The 17,483-nt window shown below is 62.4% G+C and carries 15 protein-coding genes; 7 read left to right on the plus strand and 8 right to left on the minus strand.

The features are described 5' to 3' along the window. The first annotated feature begins 20 nt into the window (after positions 1-20). Positions 21-1,235, plus strand: a complete 1,215-nt coding sequence (locus tag AC5ZG5_RS25015; RefSeq protein ID WP_456644469.1) for a diguanylate cyclase — start codon at positions 21-23, stop codon at positions 1,233-1,235. A gap of 109 nt (positions 1,236-1,344) precedes the next feature. Here AC5ZG5_RS25015 and AC5ZG5_RS25020 read toward each other — a convergent pair whose 3' ends face one another. Further along, positions 1,345-2,556, minus strand: coding sequence for a TrmJ/YjtD family RNA methyltransferase (locus AC5ZG5_RS25020; RefSeq protein ID WP_456644470.1), 1,212 nt, complete (start codon positions 2,554-2,556; stop codon positions 1,345-1,347). 369 nt (positions 2,557-2,925) lie between these two features. On the opposite strand from AC5ZG5_RS25020, the gene AC5ZG5_RS25025 reads away from it, so the two are divergent. Both AC5ZG5_RS25025 and AC5ZG5_RS25030 read left to right on the plus strand, forming a co-directional pair. Further along, complete coding sequence (locus AC5ZG5_RS25025) at positions 2,926-4,140, plus strand: NADP-dependent isocitrate dehydrogenase (protein ID WP_456644471.1); 1,215 nt, start codon at positions 2,926-2,928, stop codon at positions 4,138-4,140. 187 nt (positions 4,141-4,327) lie between these two features. Next, positions 4,328-4,792 (plus strand): DUF3455 domain-containing protein, encoded by a 465-nt coding sequence (locus AC5ZG5_RS25030; protein WP_245287455.1) that lies wholly within the window; start codon positions 4,328-4,330, stop codon positions 4,790-4,792. 232 nt (positions 4,793-5,024) lie between these two features. Here AC5ZG5_RS25030 and AC5ZG5_RS25035 read toward each other — a convergent pair whose 3' ends face one another. The 3 genes from AC5ZG5_RS25035 to AC5ZG5_RS25045 are packed head-to-tail and all read right to left on the minus strand — an operon-like array spanning position 5,025 to position 8,186. After that, positions 5,025-6,455: a Dyp-type peroxidase gene (locus AC5ZG5_RS25035; RefSeq protein ID WP_456644472.1), complete on the minus strand. Its 1,431-nt coding sequence runs from the start codon at positions 6,453-6,455 to the stop codon at positions 5,025-5,027. After that, entirely contained in the window at positions 6,452-7,168 is a 717-nt protein-coding gene (locus AC5ZG5_RS25040; protein ID WP_456644473.1) for a hypothetical protein, read from the minus strand. Before AC5ZG5_RS25040 ends, AC5ZG5_RS25035 begins: the two co-directional genes overlap by 4 nt. Before the next feature lie 4 nt (positions 7,169-7,172). Next, entirely contained in the window at positions 7,173-8,186 is a 1,014-nt protein-coding gene (locus tag AC5ZG5_RS25045) for a catalase (RefSeq protein WP_456644474.1), read from the minus strand. Between the two features lie 1,060 nt (positions 8,187-9,246). On the opposite strand from AC5ZG5_RS25045, the gene AC5ZG5_RS25050 reads away from it, so the two are divergent. Further along, the gene (locus AC5ZG5_RS25050) at positions 9,247-10,044 is read left to right on the plus strand and encodes a bestrophin-like domain (RefSeq protein WP_456644475.1); all 798 of its coding nucleotides are present in this window, start codon (positions 9,247-9,249) and stop codon (positions 10,042-10,044) included. 55 nt (positions 10,045-10,099) lie between these two features. On the opposite strand, the gene AC5ZG5_RS25055 is transcribed toward AC5ZG5_RS25050, so the two are convergent. Further along, complete coding sequence (locus AC5ZG5_RS25055; protein ID WP_456644476.1) at positions 10,100-11,635, minus strand: L,D-transpeptidase; 1,536 nt, start codon at positions 11,633-11,635, stop codon at positions 10,100-10,102. A gap of 389 nt (positions 11,636-12,024) precedes the next feature. On the opposite strand from AC5ZG5_RS25055, the gene AC5ZG5_RS25060 reads away from it, so the two are divergent. Further along, a complete protein-coding gene (locus AC5ZG5_RS25060; protein ID WP_456644477.1) occupies positions 12,025-12,588 on the plus strand; it encodes a GrpB family protein in 564 nt (187 codons plus the stop codon). A 52-nt stretch (positions 12,589-12,640) separates the two neighbouring features. On the opposite strand, the gene AC5ZG5_RS25065 is transcribed toward AC5ZG5_RS25060, so the two are convergent. Further along, positions 12,641-13,453, minus strand: coding sequence for an SDR family oxidoreductase (locus AC5ZG5_RS25065; RefSeq protein ID WP_456644478.1), 813 nt, complete (start codon positions 13,451-13,453; stop codon positions 12,641-12,643). 89 nt (positions 13,454-13,542) lie between these two features. On the opposite strand from AC5ZG5_RS25065, the gene gcvA reads away from it, so the two are divergent. Then, positions 13,543-14,451 carry a transcriptional regulator GcvA gene (gene gcvA / locus AC5ZG5_RS25070; RefSeq protein ID WP_245475060.1) on the plus strand — a complete coding sequence of 303 codons (909 nt, stop codon included), beginning with the start codon at positions 13,543-13,545 and terminating at the stop codon, positions 14,449-14,451. Positions 14,452-14,528: 77 nt separating this feature from the next. Here the strand turns inward: gcvA and AC5ZG5_RS25075 are convergent, their stop codons facing one another. Continuing rightward, positions 14,529-14,744, minus strand: coding sequence for a hypothetical protein (locus AC5ZG5_RS25075; RefSeq protein ID WP_456644479.1), 216 nt, complete (start codon positions 14,742-14,744; stop codon positions 14,529-14,531). A 189-nt stretch (positions 14,745-14,933) separates the two neighbouring features. Continuing rightward, positions 14,934-15,842 carry a LysR substrate-binding domain-containing protein gene (locus AC5ZG5_RS25080; protein WP_456644480.1) on the minus strand — a complete coding sequence of 303 codons (909 nt, stop codon included), beginning with the start codon at positions 15,840-15,842 and terminating at the stop codon, positions 14,934-14,936. Between the two features lie 113 nt (positions 15,843-15,955). Here AC5ZG5_RS25080 and AC5ZG5_RS25085 point away from each other — a divergent pair, with 113 nt between their 5' ends. Continuing rightward, complete coding sequence (locus tag AC5ZG5_RS25085) at positions 15,956-17,104, plus strand: acyl-CoA dehydrogenase family protein (RefSeq protein ID WP_456644481.1); 1,149 nt, start codon at positions 15,956-15,958, stop codon at positions 17,102-17,104. Positions 17,105-17,483 lie beyond the last annotated feature (379 nt).

Raw genomic sequence — 17,483 nt, forward strand, 5'->3', positions numbered from 1 at the left:
GAAGACAGGGGTGCTCTGCAATGAAGTCCGACAAGGGACCTTACAGCCGGCCGCGCTGGGGCGTGACGCGCTGGCTGGCCGACGCCGGTCCCGGCGCGCCTGAGGATATCCGCGCGGCGCTGATCGCCGACCTCCACGGCTCGCTACCGGTGTTTGCGGCCGGCGCGGTCAACACGATGGCGGTGGCAGGCGTGATCGCGATCCGGCAACCGACCGCATTGTTCATCGCCTGGTTCATCCTCGAAGTCGCGATTTGCCTCGCCCGCCTTTCGGTATTGGTCGTCGCCCATCGCCGGGCGCGTGGCCGGCGCCGGACCCCGACCGACCTGCATGTGCTGCTCGCGGTCGCCTGGAGCGCCAGCGTCGGGTACGGCGTGGCCGTCAGCCTCGCCAGCGGCGACCGGGTCGTCGCATTGCTCGCCTGCCTGTCGGCGGCGGCGATGGTCGGCGGCATCTGCTTCCGCAATTTCAGCGCACCGCGATTGGCCGGGACGATGATCCTGCTCGCCCTCGGCCCGATCGTCCCCGGCGCCGCGCTTGCCGGCGAGCCGCTGCTTTACCTCGTGTTCCTGCAGGTGCCGCTCTATCTCGCGGCGATGACGGACGCGGCCTTCCGGCTCAACAGGATGCTGATCGCGACGATGCGCGCCGAGCGCGAGAACGGCCACATGGCCCACCACGATGCGCTCACGGGCCTGTGGAATCGCGCCGGTATCGTCGATGCTCTCAACAGGAAGCTGGAGGCCTCCAGTCGCGACGACGGCTCCTTTGCCGTGCTGTTCTTCGATCTCGACAATTTCAAGCCGATCAACGACACCTTCGGGCATGCGGCCGGCGACAAGGTGCTCCAACTGGTCGCCGACCGGCTCCGCCGCGCCCTGCCCAATAGCGCCGTCATCGCGCGCATGGGCGGCGACGAATTCGTCGTGCTGGCCGACAGCATCACCGCAGAGCAGGCGCTCGCCATCGGACATCGGATCATCGATGAGGTCGCGATGTCCTATCGGCTAGGCGAGGAGATTTGCGTCCAGGTCGGCGTCAGCGTCGGCGTTGCGATGTCGCCGGAGCACGGCACCGAGGCCGAGGAGCTGCTTTCGGCCGCCGATACCGCGCTCTATGAAGCGAAATCCACCGGCAAGTCCCGCTGCTGCCTCGCTTCCTTCGAGATCAACCTCGCCGCCCTGCAGCGGCTCCAACACAGCAGCGCGGCCAAGGCCGCCGGGATGGCGGCCTGAAACTTGACGAGCCTGGTAGCCTCGTAGCCCGGGTGGAGCGCAGCGCAACCCGGGGCCGCTCGCAAACGCTGACGCCGATGTCCCGGGTTACGCTGGCGCTCCACTCGGGCTACGGAGCGTCTCGCCGGGCTGGCAGGTTCGATGCGAGCCGGTCCAGTTCGCCGGCCAGATCGCGCTCGACTTCGGCCGCGCGCAGGTTGAGCACGCGATAGTCCCGCTCCTCCAGCCATTCCCGTCGTTTGGCCCGGTCGGCCACGATGGTCTCGCTCTCGTCAGGGTTTTCCAGCTCGATCGCGATCCGGTGGATGAAGGAGACGAAATCGGGGATATGACGCCCCACCGGGGTCTGGCGCTTGAACAGGCCGGCAAAGCGGCGATCCTTGGTCAGCGCCTGCCACAGGATGCGCTCCGCATCGGTCGGGTTGCGCCGGAGGAGCCGCGCCAGTCCGCGCACCGTGCTGCTGGCATCGGCGGAGGCGCCGCCGCCCTGCCCCTGCTCGGCGAGGAGCGCCCGCAGCCGGGTCGCCTGCTCGCCGTCGAGCACGCCGCCCTTGGCCGGCCCCTTGCGTCCCTCGGCGATCGCCATGATCACACCGTGCAGGGTATGCATGTCCTGCTTGGTCGGCTCCATCCGGGTGAAGATGTTGCGCAGGTTGACCAGCATGGTGTCGCGCTTCTCGCGCGGCCGCAGGAACTCGACCTTGTCGAGCTCGGCGACCAGATTGTCGAAGAACGCCTGAACCTGGTGCTGGGAGGCGCGCTCGGATCGCTCAGGCATCGCGAACGGCAGCACGCCCGTGGTCGCGAGCTTGAACCACTCATAGCCCATCAGCAGCACCGCCTGAGCGAGGTTCAGCGAGGCAAAGCCGGGATTGACCGGGAAGGTGACGATGCGGTCGGCGAGCGCGACCTCCTCGTTGGTCAGTCCGGCGCGCTCGCGGCCGAACAGGATGCCGGCCCCGCCGCCAGCGGCGACATACGCCACGATCTCGCGCGCGGCCGCTTCCGGCCCGACCACCGGCTTGGCCTGGTCATGGGCGCGGGCGGTGGTGGCGAACAACAGGTCGAGATCGGCGACAGCCTCGGTGACGGTGTCGAACAGCTCCACATGGTCGAGAATATGGTCGGCGCCCGCTGCGGCGCGCTGCGCGGCGATGTTGGGCCAGCCGTCGCGCGGATTGACCAGCCGGAGCCGAGACAGCGCGAAATTGCCCATCGCGCGCGCAGCCATCCCGATGTTCTCGCCAAGCTGCGGTTCGACCAGGATCACGACGGGACCCCTGAGGTCGTGGCCGGTCTTGGTCTTGTCGGTGCCGGACATCTTAAAACTTCGCTTCCTGATTCAATCTCTGAACAATCTGATTCAGGTCCTGAAGGAGTTGAATCAGAGTGCCAGTTTCCTGCTACGCCCGGATTGCCCCGTGGGCGCAAATTTCTCAAGCGGAATAATGGCTTTACGGCTGTTCTTGAATCTTCATCCGAAACCTGAGATGCGAAGCGTCGCAACTCCACTTCCACTCTTCCGCTGCCGCCTGAAGCATGAGACATAGCGGCGGCATTCTCGGCTAAAAGATGAGCCGAAACTGCATAACCCCTTGGCTTCCGCCGGCGCGTTCCCGGTGCTATAGCCCCGAGGATAATCCGCTAGTCGCGCCCCAAAGCGTGCTGTTCCCCAAGAGGCCCTATTCCCATGGCAAAAATCAAGGTGACCAACCCCGTCGTCGAACTCGATGGCGACGAGATGACCCGGATCATCTGGCAGTACATCAAGGACAAGCTGATCCACCCGTTCCTTGATATCAACCTGATGTATTTCGACCTGGGGATGGAGTACCGCGACAAGACCAACGACAAGGTCACGATCGATGCGGCCGAAGCGATCAAGAAGGTCGGCGTCGGCGTCAAATGCGCCACCATCACCCCGGATGAAGCCCGGGTGAAGGAGTTCGGCCTCAAAGAGATGTGGAAGTCGCCGAACGGCACCATCCGCAACATCCTGGGAGGCGTGATCTTCCGCGAGCCGATCATCTGCAAGAACGTGCCGCGGCTGGTTCCCGGCTGGACCAAGCCGATCATCATCGGCCGCCACGCCTATGGCGACCAGTACCGCGCCACCGACATCAAATTCCCGGGCAAGGGCACGCTGTCGATGAAGTTCGTCGGCGAGGACGGCACCGTGATCGAGAAAGAGGTGTTCAAGGCGCCCGGCTCCGGCGTCGCGATGCAGATGTACAACCTCGATGACTCCATCATCGACTTCGCCCGCGCCTCCTTCAACTACGGCCTGATGCGGAACTATCCGGTCTATCTCTCGACTAAGAACACCATCCTCAAGGTCTATGACGGCCGCTTCAAGGACATCTTCCAGGATGTCTTCGACCGCGAATTCAAGAAGGAGTTCGACGCCAAGGGCCTGACCTACGAGCACCGCCTGATCGACGACATGGTGGCCTCGGCGCTGAAATGGTCCGGCGGCTATGTCTGGGCCTGCAAGAACTATGACGGCGACGTCCAGTCCGACACCGTGGCGCAAGGCTATGGCTCGCTCGGCCTGATGACCTCGGTGCTGCTCACCCCCGACGGCAAGACTGTGGAAGCCGAGGCCGCCCACGGCACCGTGACCCGGCACTACCGCGAGCACCAGAAGGGCAAAGAGACCTCGACCAACTCGATCGCCTCGATCTTCGCCTGGACGCGCGGCCTCGCCCACCGCGCCAAGCTCGACAACAACCCCGAGCTTGCGAAGTTCGCCGACGCCTTGGAGAAGGTCTGCGTCCAGACGGTCGAGGACGGCTACATGACCAAGGACCTCGCGCTCCTCGTCGGCGCCGACCAGCGCTGGCTGTCCACGACCGGCTTCCTCGACAAGGTCGCCGAGAACCTCACCAAGGCGATGGCGGCCTAAGCCGCCTTCCACTCGCGAAGCTCTATCACCCGTCATTGCGAGCGTAGCGAAGCAATCCATCTACCCCCTGCGGCACCATGGATTGCTTCGTCGCTTCGCTCCTCGCAATGACGGAATTTGGCAAGCGCCGCTCCAATAAGGGGATCTTATGCCGTCGCTTAGGACAGCCACGATCGCCCTTCTGGTAATGGGTTCCGCGACGGAAGCTTGCGTCGCAGACCCCCTTCCCGAGGCTATCGCTGCACCGGGAGAAGCGATCGTGCTCAGCGTTCACGCCGAAGGCGCGCAGGTCTACGAATGCAAGGCTGGCCTCGAAGGCAAGCTGGCCTGGGCCTTTCGTGAACCGATCGCAACGCTGATGGCCGACGGCAAGACCGTCGGCCGCCACTATGCCGGACCGAACTGGGAACATGTCGACGGCAGCGTCGTACTCGGCCGGACTTCCAGCAATGCGCCCGGCGCGACACCGAACGACATTCCCTGGCTCAAGCTTGATGTGATCTCACGGCGCGGCAGCGGCACGCTGTCCGGTGTCACGACGGTGCAGCGGATCAACACCGCGGGTGGCATTCTCGAAGGCCCCTGCGACAAGGCCGGCGCGACCCACAGCGCGCCCTATTCCGCGGACTACGTGTTTCTTCGTAAAGGCTGAGCGGCCCATCGCACCAAGGGCGGTGCCGTAGGATGGGTAGAGCGCAGCGAAACCCATCGCGATGAAGCAAGCCGCGCGATGATGGGTTTCGCTTTCGCTCTACCCATCCTACGATTCCCTCGAATCTCACATCGATGTCGTCCCTGCGAAAGCAGGGATCCATAACCACGGGGACGTCTTGTGGAGCGAGCAACCGTTGCAGCGGAGCACGCCACAAGCGCCTGTGGGCAAGTCACGCCATCAGCGATCCCAGAAAACGGATCGCCGGGATGCTCGGCAGGAACGCATAGGCGCCGCCCCGAGTCCGGACAAACCGCGGCAACCCCCGCAGCCGGATCGTCGTGTCGGATTTGAGCGGCAGGTAGAACCAACTGGTGCCAGGATCGTTGGCGCCTGTGATCGGATCGTTGGAGCCGGTGATGCGTGGGTCCTGCAGGCCAAGATTCAGCCAATCACAGGACATGGCCTCGAACTGTGCGCCGAGACTCGCCCCAATGAAGTTGCCGAGCAGGCCCCGTTCCGGTTCGGGTTTGCTCGGATCACGAGGCTTCTGCGGATCATAGAGTGGTCCATAAGGCATCCCACGCCGAACAAGACGCCGACTGTTGTTCGCCACCCGTTGCACGATCTGGCCGCCCCGCGGGTTGCACCGCCGGATATGGGCTCCATAGGGGCAGCGGGAGTCGCCAACGTAGTCAAAATTCGCCTGATCCACTTTGGGATCAGGCGCATCCGGGGACAGTGCCATCGGCGTGCCATCGCGCCACCGGCCGCACAAATGGGCGGCGACGACCTCGCGCAAAGCCGCATGACGCGACAGGCCTTCGATTGACAAGGCTTGGCCGATTTTCGCTTCAGCACCCGGTGGCAGCAACTCGTCGACCTGCGGATGCTTGATCAAATCGCTTGCGGCTCGGTCGAGATACTCCTCGAAGCCGACCACATCCTGTTCCAGCGCGCGAAAGGCATTGAAGGTGCCGTTGTGTCCCAATGCTTTGGGTTGAGGCACCCGCCACGTCAAACCTTCGAAGTTGGTCGGATGTCCCAGCAACACGGTGCCGAGCGGCGCCTTGGGTTGTCCGTCTTCATAGCGTTGTCCGTCGTGCACCTCCGCGAATCTCGGTTGCATGATGTTGTCGCGATACCCGAAGTGAACGACGTCCTTGGGGAAGGCGCACCCCTCAAGAGCGCCGAGCAGCCTGAAGGCTTTTCCGTCAGAGAGGGCGCGCTGCTGGACTTGGTTCAATTGCGCGACCTGGTCGGCGTAGATCGTGGCGATGAGATGGATCCGCTTGGGGGCGTCGAAGGGGGTTGGCCAGGTTTCCGGCGCATTCAGCCCGACATCGCCAAGCTTCAAGGCGCGGGCGTTCATGCCCTCGATGAATTCGTTGGGGAACATTTCAAGGGAAGAATTCGGCGTGCCGAGGGCGCGCAGTCCCTCGTAGGTCAGGCCAATGTTGAAACAGGTGTCCGGCTTGGTTCTCCCCCAATTCCCGGTCGTGATCTGCGGAACATCGTCGCCGCGGCCCGACGACGAGGCGGCGAGCCAGCGCCGGGCCGCGATGCGATCGGCGACTTCAAGAATGAGGTACCGCACGCGAGGCTTGCGATAGCCACGCAAAATATTGCCCTGTATGTCAGCGGCGTCGAATGCTGCGCTCACCAGCCTATCCCCAGTTGGTTGCGGACCTGAGCCGCCGAAAATCCGGGGTAGGCCCGGTAGCCGCTGCCGAGCGAAACGTTCGCGTTGGCGCGGAGCTGGAGCACCACCTTGCGCGGAAGCAGGCGCAGATCGTCATTGCCGGATGCGGCCTTGTCGCCGTTCAAAGCTTCCTGGTCTCTCAGAAGATCGGTGGCCGTGTCCGGCACCTGGTACAGGTCGCGCTCGTGCACCCATTGGATGAACGCCTCGACATTATGCTCGCAGGGAATCACGGCCTCCCCTCCTTCGACAAGTTCGACCACGGCGTTGAACACGCTGCCGATCGTGGCGATGAAGTCACGAATGTAGTTGGTGAAGTCTCCGTCGTAGACGGAGAACATGCAAATATTGTCGCCGACGATGACGAAGCGCGCAAAGTGCACCGTGCCGACATTGTCCAATCCGGCATATATCGCATCCTTGTTTTGCGCGATCGCCAGCGCTGCCTTCGCTCGACCGATCGGCGACTTGTCCTTGAGCGGCATGATCAGGTTCATCATGCACTGCAGATTGTCGCCAGGCTGGATCGATGGGTGGGGACCGCCGGGCAGCGGCTTCACCGGCGTGCGCCACGCCCAGTAAGGCACCAGGACCCACGACGCCAAGAACTGGAACAGGGGGTTCTTGGGCAACCGGTCTACAAACCGATCGAGCCAACCTTTCTCACCTAGCATCAGCTTAGCTCCACCTGAAGGGGCACCCGTCGCGCATTTCGCGCGAGACTTCATAAGCGCACCGGCGGGCGTGGAGGATCGGATCCCCGGAGGGCTCGATGCCAGGTACGAGACGCCAGGGATTAAAACTGATGCGTTCGCCGTCCGCGACCTGATCCTTGGCGAGATTGGTGAGCGTAAGGGTACCCATGACGACCCGGACTCGCCTGGCCGGCCAAGGCTTTGTGGGATCGTCGAGCGCGTCGCCCGCTTCGCCGATTGTCATCATCAGCATGAACCGGGCCGGCCACCGCCGCAGGCGCTCTTCAAGTTCATGGCGCAGATATTTATCAACCGGCGTGGCAGTGGGATCGGTGGTACGGACGCCTGCAACCGGCTGCCAGGAAAAGCGAACGGGACGACGTACTCCATGGGGATCTTCCACCATGAAGGTGTGGATGGCGTGATAGGCCGCGCGGGCATAGCTCACCGGGGCGCCGATCACCCCGGCTTCGAACACTGCCAACTGGGCGAACCGGTGTTGATTGGCGTAACTGAGTATTCCCGCACCGTCACTCGTGGTTTGCTTTGGGTACGGGTCGCGAACAGGCTCCTTGAGCTGCAGCATGTCGAGAATCTTCCGCCACGGGGATTCTCTTTGAACCGGCTGCGGCCTCGCGACCTTGGTGAACTCGAAAAAGTCCTCAACATTGCGGGCGAAAAATTCGGCGAGCGTCGTAGCGATCAGGTCGGCTGCCGTCCCATCCTGCAGGTGGAAACGTGTCGCCATTCCCCGAACATCGGACCATCCATCATGCTGCTTCGGCCCCCCTTGTCCGTTGGAGAACCTCACCGACACGCGAATGCGCTGTCCCTTGAAGTGTTCTGCGATGCAATAGTTGCGCGCCACGTCCGAAGCCATGAAATAGCCGTCTACGCCCACGCCGATCGTGTGCACCGGCCTTTGCCCGGGGGCAGGCTCCGGCAAATTGGCAATGATGGCGTCGACGAGCCGCCTTGCTTCCGATGAATCGCCCATGCCCCCTCCATTGCGAACGGACCGCCAGCCCGAATGCCGTTGGCGCCTGATGCGTTAGCGATGTCGATCGAATTCAGCCCGCGCCCTTCCCCAAACCTTACATTTGATCGCAAGTCGGATATGTGACGTAGTTCACAAATTAGCCGAACGAAGTGCCAAGCAATTCGGATCTGATAGCGCCAGACGGTGCTCGCGCACCGAGAAAACGATGGGCTGAGTCCGGAGCCAAGCGGAGATCGTCAAACGCGATCCGGTGGCCGCATCCATTTCCGCGCAACGGGAGGCTGAACGGATTGGCTCCTTAGGTCTGGATCACTGCTACATAGTTGGTCGCGGCCATACTACTAATGGATGACCGCGCTCCGCGCGGTGAACTCCCATTCATATGCCTTTTGCATACGAACTAAATTGTGAGCATGCGCTTCTATCGGCCGTGAGGGCCCACGCCATGACCAAGCACTTTTCGACGCATATCATGACAGATGCGCTCCTAATCCTGGTATCTGTAGCGATAATCACGATTGTAGCGATATCCTTCGAGTCCATTCGGGCCGGCATCGCGGCTTCTATTCCAACCCCATTCGATCTTGCGATGGAGAGGACACTCGCAACCGTCCAACCGAACCTTGCCCGCGCACAACCGACATGCCGACTTCGTTCCGCTCCTTTGCAATGGAACGTGGACTGGCTTTTCGGGCCACCTGTAGACCGCGGTTGATGAGAGCTCGTGAAGCAGCGGTGGCGTCGCGAGGCATCGCCATTTAGCGGCCCAGCCGCCTTTGCTTCGCTACGCAAAACAAGCGGACATCACCGGTTTGACACCAAGGCCTATTGCGGCCCGCCCTGAGACTGGATTACAGGACCGCACGACTTAGCCGTCCGTGAGCGCCACGCTCATCAGTCGTGACATCCCGTCCACCGCATCTCACCACAGTGCCCGTGACAATCGCGAGCCGCCTCTCGTTGGCGCTGAGACATTTGCGCCTCGTCCGGTTCTGCTTGAACTTGGTCTCAAGAACGGGTCTTTGGACGAGCCCGAACAATCGGAGCTAGTATCCGCATGTTCACCGACATGATGGAGGGAGCATTCGCAAATATGATGAACCTATTGATTTCGTTGCTTGTGTTCGCGCTGATATTTGGCGGCGCCTTGGCTGGGATGGCCGTTCGGCCGTTGTTGTCAGAACATCACCTGCAGTCGGACTCCAAGGACGTCGTAAAGCTGACCGCAGGCCTGATTGGCACACTGACCGCACTCGTACTGGGTCTGTTGATCGCATCCGCAAAAACCACGTTCGACCAGAAGGCAAGCCAGGTCCGGCAGTTGACCGCAACGATCATCCTTCTGGACGATCTGGTTACGCAATATGGATCGGAAGCAACCCCTGTCCGAAAGCTCCTGCGGCAGAGCATACCGCCGATGGCTGATCGCATTTGGCACGAGCAAGCGAACTCAAACGGGAAACCCACGCGCTTCGAGTCCAGCGTCGAGGCATGGACATTCTATGATGAACTCGAACGGCTATCGCCGAACAACGATATGCAACGTTCCCTGCAGACTCGCGCCATTGCGGCTTTCACGGAAGGCGCGCAGATGCGACTGCGGTTGTTTACGCAGGCCGGAAGTTCAATTCCGACGCCTTTTCTGATCATCATGGTATTTTGGCTGAGCGCGATCTTTGTGAGCGCCACCCTGTTCGTGCGAGCGAATATCGTCGTCACGATCGCGCTGTTCGTATGCGCGCTGTCGTTTGCCGGCGCGATCTTTCTGGTTTTGGAGCTGGATGACCCCTTCACGGGACTGATGGGGATTTCAAGCTCGACACTGCGGAGTGCGCTCCCGCCGCTGAACTCGTAAGTTCTCCACTTCGCTCGAAAACGCTCTAGGCGGCCTGCGTGCGGCGGGCCGCGTCTTACCACCAGCGCGGTTGCATCGGTTGATAGTATTGGCCGGCGCGCGGGCGCGTATTGCCAGGTTGGGGGTTCCAATTGGGCTGGAAAAAGAAGCCGAAGCCGTTGTTGTTGCCCCAGTCGTTGCCGCTCGCAACCGGGACATTGACGACCGTAGGCCGGCGCATCTTGAAGCCGCCCTGGGGCTGGTTGTTCAGCACCGCGACGAACTCGGTGCGATAGTTGGTCTCGCGGCTCAGCGGCTCATCCGAGACGATGATCGAGGATCGCGGCAATGCCGTCGGCGCGATGCGATCGAGCACATCCTGCGGGATGGTGATGCGGTCGAGCGCGTGCTTGGCGTCGTCCCCGCTGTCGATCGTGACCGCGGTCCAGCGCAGGCTCGCGTCGTTGCGCGCCATCGCCGTGAACACATGCGTGCCGATCTGCTTGTCGGGATCACGGATCGTGACCGGAACCTCAATGGTCGCATCGAACACCTCGCCTCCGTCCGGCCACTCCTTGTGAGTGTTGCGCCGCACGTAAAGCTTCTGCGTCGCGCGGCTGATGTAGACGGAGACCGGCTCGAGCGCGAGCTTCGCCTCGCTCGCCGCCTTGGCGGTGTCGGCCTTCCTGGTCTGGGCCGCCTTGGCGGCGTCCTTTGCGGCGGCGACGGCGTCGAGCTTCGACTTCGCGTCGGCCCTGGCGGTGTCGAGCTGCGTCCCTGCTTCCGTGGCCTTAAGGGCGGCCTTCTCCTTCTGCTCACTGGCCTGCGCCTTGGCCTGATCCGTATTTGCGGCGGCGAGCTTCTTGTCGGCGGATGCGAGCTCGGCCTCGGCGCGAGTCTTGAGCCCCTCCAGCTTGCGCAGCGACGCCGTGAGCGATGCTGTCTCGCGCGCCGCTGTCGCGGCGGCTTTCTTCGCCTCGTCGGCTGTCCTGGCAGCCTCGTCCGCCTCGCGGGCGAGCGCCTCGGCACGCGCCGGAGCAGCCGCGACGGCCTTCGCGTCCGGCACGAATAGCACCGGGTGAGAAAACTCGACCGGCTCCGCGTCGTTCGGCGAGATGATCACCCGCATGCCGATCCGCGTCTTGTCGAACAAATTCTCCGCAAAGTCGTAGGGCATCCGCACGCAGCCGTGCGAGGCCGCATACCCGGGCAGCGGCCCGCCGTGCAGCGCGATGCCGTTCCAGGTGATGCGCTGCATGTTCGGCATCCAGGCGTCGTCATAGAGCGTCGAGTGGTGGTCCTTGTCCTTCTCGATGACGGCGAAGATGCCGGCAGGCGTCTCGCGTCCCTTGGTGCCGGTCGACACCGGCGCGCGCAGGATCCAGCCCTCGGCGTCGTAGAAAGTGACCTGCTGGGACTTGATCGACACGATCGCCATGATCGGCTCGCCCGCATCGCGCGGCGCTGTCGCCTCAGTGGGCGGCGCGGGGCGCGCCTGTCTCGCCGCGGCGTCGGCGGTCAGCGCCGCCATCGCCACGAGCGCCACAATGGCGGAACTCCCCCAGCGCCGCGTCTCCACGGTGGATTGCGTCGTGATGAACCGATTTGCCATGCCATGTCCCGGTTGAAATGCCTGTCCGCGTCCATCGAGATCGGCGACCAGCTTATTTGACTCACCCCGATACGGCTAGACCGACCCGATGTCGGCTGCTCAGCCCGTGACCGATTTTGGCCGCTGAAGCTGGCAAGCTCCGCTCCCAGATGTAAAGCGGGCCAAGTTTGGGGCGGGCCATAACGCCGGCTTCTGACCCTGGATCATGATCCGATTAGACGGAATCGGATCATGATCTCATCTCTTTGTTTGAGCATGATCTTTTCGGAAAACCGGTTTCCACTTTTCCGGATCATGCTCTAACCGGATCTTGCTGGATGACCCAGTCGTGATGCATCGAACTCTACCATCGTGATATGTTGGCATGAAGGCACAATCGGGGGCCGAACATGGAGAAATACGGGGCCGGGTCGATTGTCGTCTCCGAATATGACCCCAACTGGCCGGCGTTGTTCGAACAGGAGTGCATGAGGATCAAGCATGCTCTCGGCTCGTTCGTCCTGGTCATCGAGCATATGGGGAGCACAGCGGTTCCAGGTCTCCCATCAAAGCCCATCGTTGACCTGCTGGTTGGTGTACCTAGCCTTGAAGAGGCAAAGGAACGTTGCATCGAGCCGTTTGCGGCACTTGGCTACAAGTACATACCGGAATACGCGTCATGGCTCCCCGGTGAGTTGTTCTTCCGTAAGGGGCCTCCGGGACCGTGGACCCACCATGTGCACTTGATGGAGCCGTCCCATCCTCGTTGGGAGGCACGTTTGGTATTTCGCGACTATCTTCGCGCACATCCTGACGCAGCACGCGCCTACGCCAGCGTTAAGCGAGCCCTTGCTGCGTCTTCAAAAGACGACATAGAGGCCTATCGAACAGGCAAAGATATTTTCGTCGAAGAGACGACGGCCAAGGCTCGTGCATGGCGCGCGAGCCTTGGGCGTCTCCAGCGCGCAAATTGAGCACGGCGTCGGCGGCCGATTTCTCAGCCGCCGCCTTCTTGCGTCGAGCATGTCAAAGCTGCGATATGCCGCCATCGACAACCAGTTCCGATCCGGTCATGAAGGAGGAATCCTCGCTTGCCAGGAACAGGGCCGCCCTGGCGATTTCCTCCGCTTCGCCGAAACGATGCAGCGGGATCTCATCCTCAATTGTCGCGGCCGCTTCATTGAGTTGCTTCTCGGAAAGCCCGAGCTTGCCATGAAACGGAGTGCTGATCGGACCCGGGCTTATGGCATTCACGCGGATGCCACGTGGCGCAAGCTCCGCGCCCAACGACCGCACCAGGGAACGTACTGCCGCTTTCGTGGCCGACAAAATGGCAAGGCCCGGTGAACCAACTTCGTTCAGGAACGACGTCGTCATGATAATGCTTGCACCCTTGGCCAGCAGTGGAGCGACCGTCTGAGCGGTGAAGAAGACGCCCTTGAAGTTTACGTTGAACTGCGTGTCGACCTGATCTTCCGTGACGGCTTCCAGCGGGGCCGCTATGCCCATGCCAGCGTTCGCGAACAGCACGTCGATACGGCCGAACGTCTCGCCAATCTGACGAACGATATTTTCAATCTCCGCCGGCTTGCTCACGTCGCCGCGCAACGCGACAACGCCGTCCCCGAGCTGACTTGCCGCCGACTGCAATCGGGCAGGATTCTGCCCGACGATGATCACGGTAGCTCCTTCGTCCCGAAACAACCTTGCCGCTTCGAGCCCGATGCCAGAGGTTCCGCCGGTAACAAGGGCGATCTTGTTCGATAGTTTCATGATTCTCTCCTGGTCCAAAGGTTTTGGGTTTGTGACCGGAGCGCGCGTTCCGTTGTCAGCAAACATGATCGTTGACCCTCGCTGCCGCAACAGAGATGATCTGTGCGGGCGGCAGAGAAAAACTTGTTCGGAGATTTATGCGGGCTCCCAACCACTTGAACGCACTCCGCGCCTTCGAGGCGGCTGCCCGGCACCTCAGCTACGTTGCGGCGGCAGACGAACTCAACGTGACGCCAGCGGCGGTGGGAAGCCTCGTGCGGACCCTCGAAGCGGTTGTCGGAGTCGAACTTTTTCACCGCTCTCAGGCTGGCCCCGCACGACTTGTTTTGACCGAAGCCGCGCAAGCTGCGCTACCCGAGCTTCAAGCCGGATTCGATCACCTGACCGCGGCCTTTGAACGTTTGAAAGCATCGCGCGGGATCGTCACGATCAATATCACCGTGCCGCCAGCCTTTGCGGACAAGTGGCTACTGCCGCGCGTCGAGCGTTTTGCGGCCGATCATCCCTTGTATGATCTGCGCATCGATACCAGCGGCCGGCTCGTTGATTTCGCGGCAGAGAGAATGGGTCTCGGCATTCGTTACGGCAGTGGTCACTGGCCAGGCCTCAAATCGACCTTCCTGTTGCGCGACGCATTTTTTCCGGTCTGCAGTCCAGCGTTGCTCGAAGGGCCGCATCCGCTACGACGCCCTGAAGACCTGAAGCATCACACGCTTATCCATGATCGTTCGATGGCGTTCGAAAATGCATTCCCGACATGGCGGACATGGCTGCAAGCAGCAGGCTTTCCGGACATCAACTGCGACCGTGGGCTGCAGATCAATGATTCAGCAGCAGCCTACCAGGCAGCGATGAATGGAAGTGGCGTTGCCCTGGGTCGGACGACACTGGTCGCCCTGGATTTGGAGACGGGCCGCCTTGTTCGTCCTTTCGGCGAAGCACTCAACTGTGAGCTTGCCTACTATGTTGTCCATCGGGCCGGCGCCGACGGCGACCCGGAAATCGTGGCGTTCAAGGAGTGGATCTGCGCTGAAGCGGAAACTGATCAAGCGAAGGTCGGCTAGTGGCTTTGGAAACACGATGGCGATATCAGAACTGACGACGGAATGTTCGCGTTGGGGCCACCCGAACGACAAGGACTTCAGTCGGTGCGCTGGAACGACTCCGTCTTGTTACCATTGACGACCGTCAGCTCGGACGGTCTTGCCTGATCGCCGCCGGCAAATCGCAATCGCAGGTCGATCGCTGTTGCGAAGAATTCCCCGGCGGCCGCAGGATACACCGGAAGCGCCTGCTGATGCGCAAACTCGACGAGAAGGCGGTTGCCGTCACGTGCCACCATGATCTTGCCGTTCACGCTCTCACTCATAGGTTCCGGCATACGCTACGTTTGGTACGATATCGCTGATCTCCGGAATCGACGCTGCGCCGATTGCGGAAGCGGTTGAGTCGATTGCGGACGACGTTGGAAGCAATCGCAATTTGCCTAATTCACAAGTGTCCATTGGCGCAAGTTACAGAAAAGTCATAACAGGCATAAGTCCTTCTACGCCACCGACCGCATCCACGCTGCAAACGCTTCGATGCTGGCTTGCCGCGGGTGGTCCGGGACGTGGACGACGTAGAAGCCGTAGCCGGGCAGCGCCAGATCGTGCGCCTTCACCAGTGCGCCGCTTTCGATCTCATGGCTCACCACGACGTCGCTGCAGATCGCGATCCCCTGCCCCGCTGCGACCGCATCGATGGCGTGGATCTCCTCGCGGAAGCTGAGGTCCCAATGCTCGGTCGCGGCAGGGATATCCGGATCGACGGAGCGAGCGATGGCGAGCCATCGCGACCAGCTCGGCGCCTCGCGATCCCCGTTCAGCCAGTCGTAATGGATCAGTGGATAGCGCAGGAGGTCGGCGGCGCGCGTGATCGCCGGGCCCCCTTCGCTCAATAGCGCCGGGCTGCAGACCGGGAAGAAACTGTCGCGGAAGATTTCCCGCGCCGCCAGATCGGCCGGCATCGTCCGAGCGTAGCGGATCGCGAGATCGGCATCTCCGGCGCGCAGATTGAGCACGGCGTCAGTGCCGATGATCTCCAGCCGGATCTGCGGATACAGCTTGCGCCATCGCGGCAGGCGCGGCACCAGCCAGCGGCTCGCAAACGCGTTCGGACTGGTCACGCGCAACGTGGTCCTGGCGGTCTTCGCCGACACTGCGGTGACCACGGACGCGAATGTATCAAAGCCGTTCCGGATCACTGGAAATAGCCGCTCGCCCGCATCCGTCAGCGCCAGCGGTCGCGGGCGCCGGCGAAACAACGGCCGTCCGCAGATCTCCTCGAGAATCCTGATCTGATGGCTGATCGCGGTCGGCGTGACGCCGAGCTCGGCCGCCGCGTCCCTGAAGCTCAGGCGTCTGGCGGCGGCCTCGAAGGCGCGAAGGGATCCCAGCGGCGGAAGCTTTCTCATGCCCGCAGTCTAGATGAATCCAATTCATCCAGCGACTGAGATATTCGATTTTGCCGCGACTAAAGTGCCGTGAGAGCATTATGGCCGCCGGTTCAGCAGCATCGGACCCAAACATGCGGATCGATCATTCTCCTGTCGTCGCGCCCTATCTGAAGGCTATCGCTGGGCTCGCTCCGCTTGCCGCCGAGCTGCGCGAGCAGTGCGACCGCGACCGCCGGCTCCCTCCGCCGATGTACGCGGCACTCGCTTCCGCCGGGCTGTTCCGGCTGTGGCTTCCCAAGGCATTGGGCGGGCCGGAATTGTCGCCACTCGAATTCATGGCAGTGGTCGAGCAAGTCGCGACGCTGGATGGCTCGCTCGGCTGGATCGTCGGCAATGGCGCAGGCATGAGCCGGATCGGCGGCTACGTCCCCGAGCCGACCGCGCGCCGCTGGTTTTCCAATCCTGGCGCCTTCATCGCGAGCGCGACCGGCGCCATCGGCGAAGCGCTGCCGTCAGATGGCGGCTACCGCGTCTCCGGGCGCTGGCCCTTCGGCAGCGGCGCCCACGGAGCGACGCTGTTCATGGGTCTTGCCGCTGACAAGACGAATGGCGAAAGCCAGCTCTTGTGTTGCTACATGGATCGCGAGGCCGTCGAACTTGAGGACACCTGGCAGGTATCGGGTCTGCGCGGCACCGGAAGCTGTCACTTCCAGGCGCGGGATGTGTTCGTGCCTGCCGCGCACACGCACAGCTTTCTGGAGCCAAACCCATCGCAGCCCGGCCTCTTGTTCCGCCTGCCGCCCGCAACCCTGTTTCCCTGGACGATCGCGGCCGTCCCGCTCGGGATCGCCCGCGGCGCCATCGAGACCTTCGTCACCCTCGCCGAAACCAGATCCCGCAGCGGCAGCTCCGCCGTGCTTCGCGACCGTGAGACGGTGCAGGCCAGCGTCGGGCGAGCCGAAACGCTGTACAGGTCGGCGCGGGCCTTCCTTGCCGACGCGATCACGGACCTCATGGAGGACGCCGAGCGTGGCGAACCATCGACGAGCGCACGCGCCGCTTATCGCACGGCATGCACGAATGCGGCGGAGAGCGCATCGCGCATCGTCCATCTGCTCGCGGCGGACGCAGGCGCGATCTCGATCTTCGAATCCTGCCCGCTGGAGCGGGCGCTCCGCGACATCCAGGCCGCAAGCCAGCATGTGGCGATGAGCCCGAACAATTACGTCGTCTCCGGCCGCATCCGCCTCGGCCTCGATCCCGGCACGGCGAGACTTTGAAGTGCTCAAAGAGCTGGCGCACTGCTCGTGATGGGCACGCTTCCGCCTTCGCTCGTTGAGCTACTGCGGACAAGTGGCTTTGCCACCCTACAACGTCGGCGCAGGCCTGATTCAAATTTCAAACAGCGGGCCCGTAGGATGGGTAGAGCGAAGCAAAACCCATCGCGATGGAGCAAGCGGCACACCAATGATGGGTTTCATTTCGCTCTACCCATCCTACGTCTGAGTCAAACAGCGGATGTGAGTTCGCGTTCTCGCAGCACGAAGTGCCCAAGCTTTGCGTTCGTTTCACCCTCCTCGAGATCAGAGGGCGCAGGGAAAGCCGGGTGCCGGTTGCACCCATGGGTCCCGTGCAACAAAAAGCACGGGGGTAGGACCA

Source organism: Bradyrhizobium sp. Ses1 (genome assembly GCF_059512365.1).

Bases quoted from the DNA above. Each gene is read 5' to 3' on its own strand.
- AC5ZG5_RS25015 (WP_456644469.1), top strand. From the start codon at position 21: ATGAAGTCCGACAAGGGACCTTACAGCCGGCCGCGCTGGGGCGTGACG.
- AC5ZG5_RS25020 (WP_456644470.1), bottom strand. From the start codon at position 2,556: ATGTCCGGCACCGACAAGACCAAGACCGGCCACGACCTCAGGGGTCCC.
- AC5ZG5_RS25025 (WP_456644471.1), top strand. From the start codon at position 2,926: ATGGCAAAAATCAAGGTGACCAACCCCGTCGTCGAACTCGATGGCGAC.
- AC5ZG5_RS25030 (WP_245287455.1), top strand. From the start codon at position 4,328: ATGGGTTCCGCGACGGAAGCTTGCGTCGCAGACCCCCTTCCCGAGGCT.
- AC5ZG5_RS25040 (WP_456644473.1), bottom strand. From the start codon at position 7,168: ATGCTAGGTGAGAAAGGTTGGCTCGATCGGTTTGTAGACCGGTTGCCC.
- AC5ZG5_RS25045 (WP_456644474.1), bottom strand. From the start codon at position 8,186: ATGGGCGATTCATCGGAAGCAAGGCGGCTCGTCGACGCCATCATTGCC.
- AC5ZG5_RS25050 (WP_456644475.1), top strand. From the start codon at position 9,247: ATGTTCACCGACATGATGGAGGGAGCATTCGCAAATATGATGAACCTA.
- AC5ZG5_RS25055 (WP_456644476.1), bottom strand. From the start codon at position 11,635: ATGGCAAATCGGTTCATCACGACGCAATCCACCGTGGAGACGCGGCGC.
- AC5ZG5_RS25060 (WP_456644477.1), top strand. From the start codon at position 12,025: ATGGAGAAATACGGGGCCGGGTCGATTGTCGTCTCCGAATATGACCCC.
- AC5ZG5_RS25065 (WP_456644478.1), bottom strand. From the start codon at position 13,453: ATGTTTGCTGACAACGGAACGCGCGCTCCGGTCACAAACCCAAAACCT.
- AC5ZG5_RS25080 (WP_456644480.1), bottom strand. From the start codon at position 15,842: ATGAGAAAGCTTCCGCCGCTGGGATCCCTTCGCGCCTTCGAGGCCGCC.
- AC5ZG5_RS25085 (WP_456644481.1), top strand. From the start codon at position 15,956: ATGCGGATCGATCATTCTCCTGTCGTCGCGCCCTATCTGAAGGCTATC.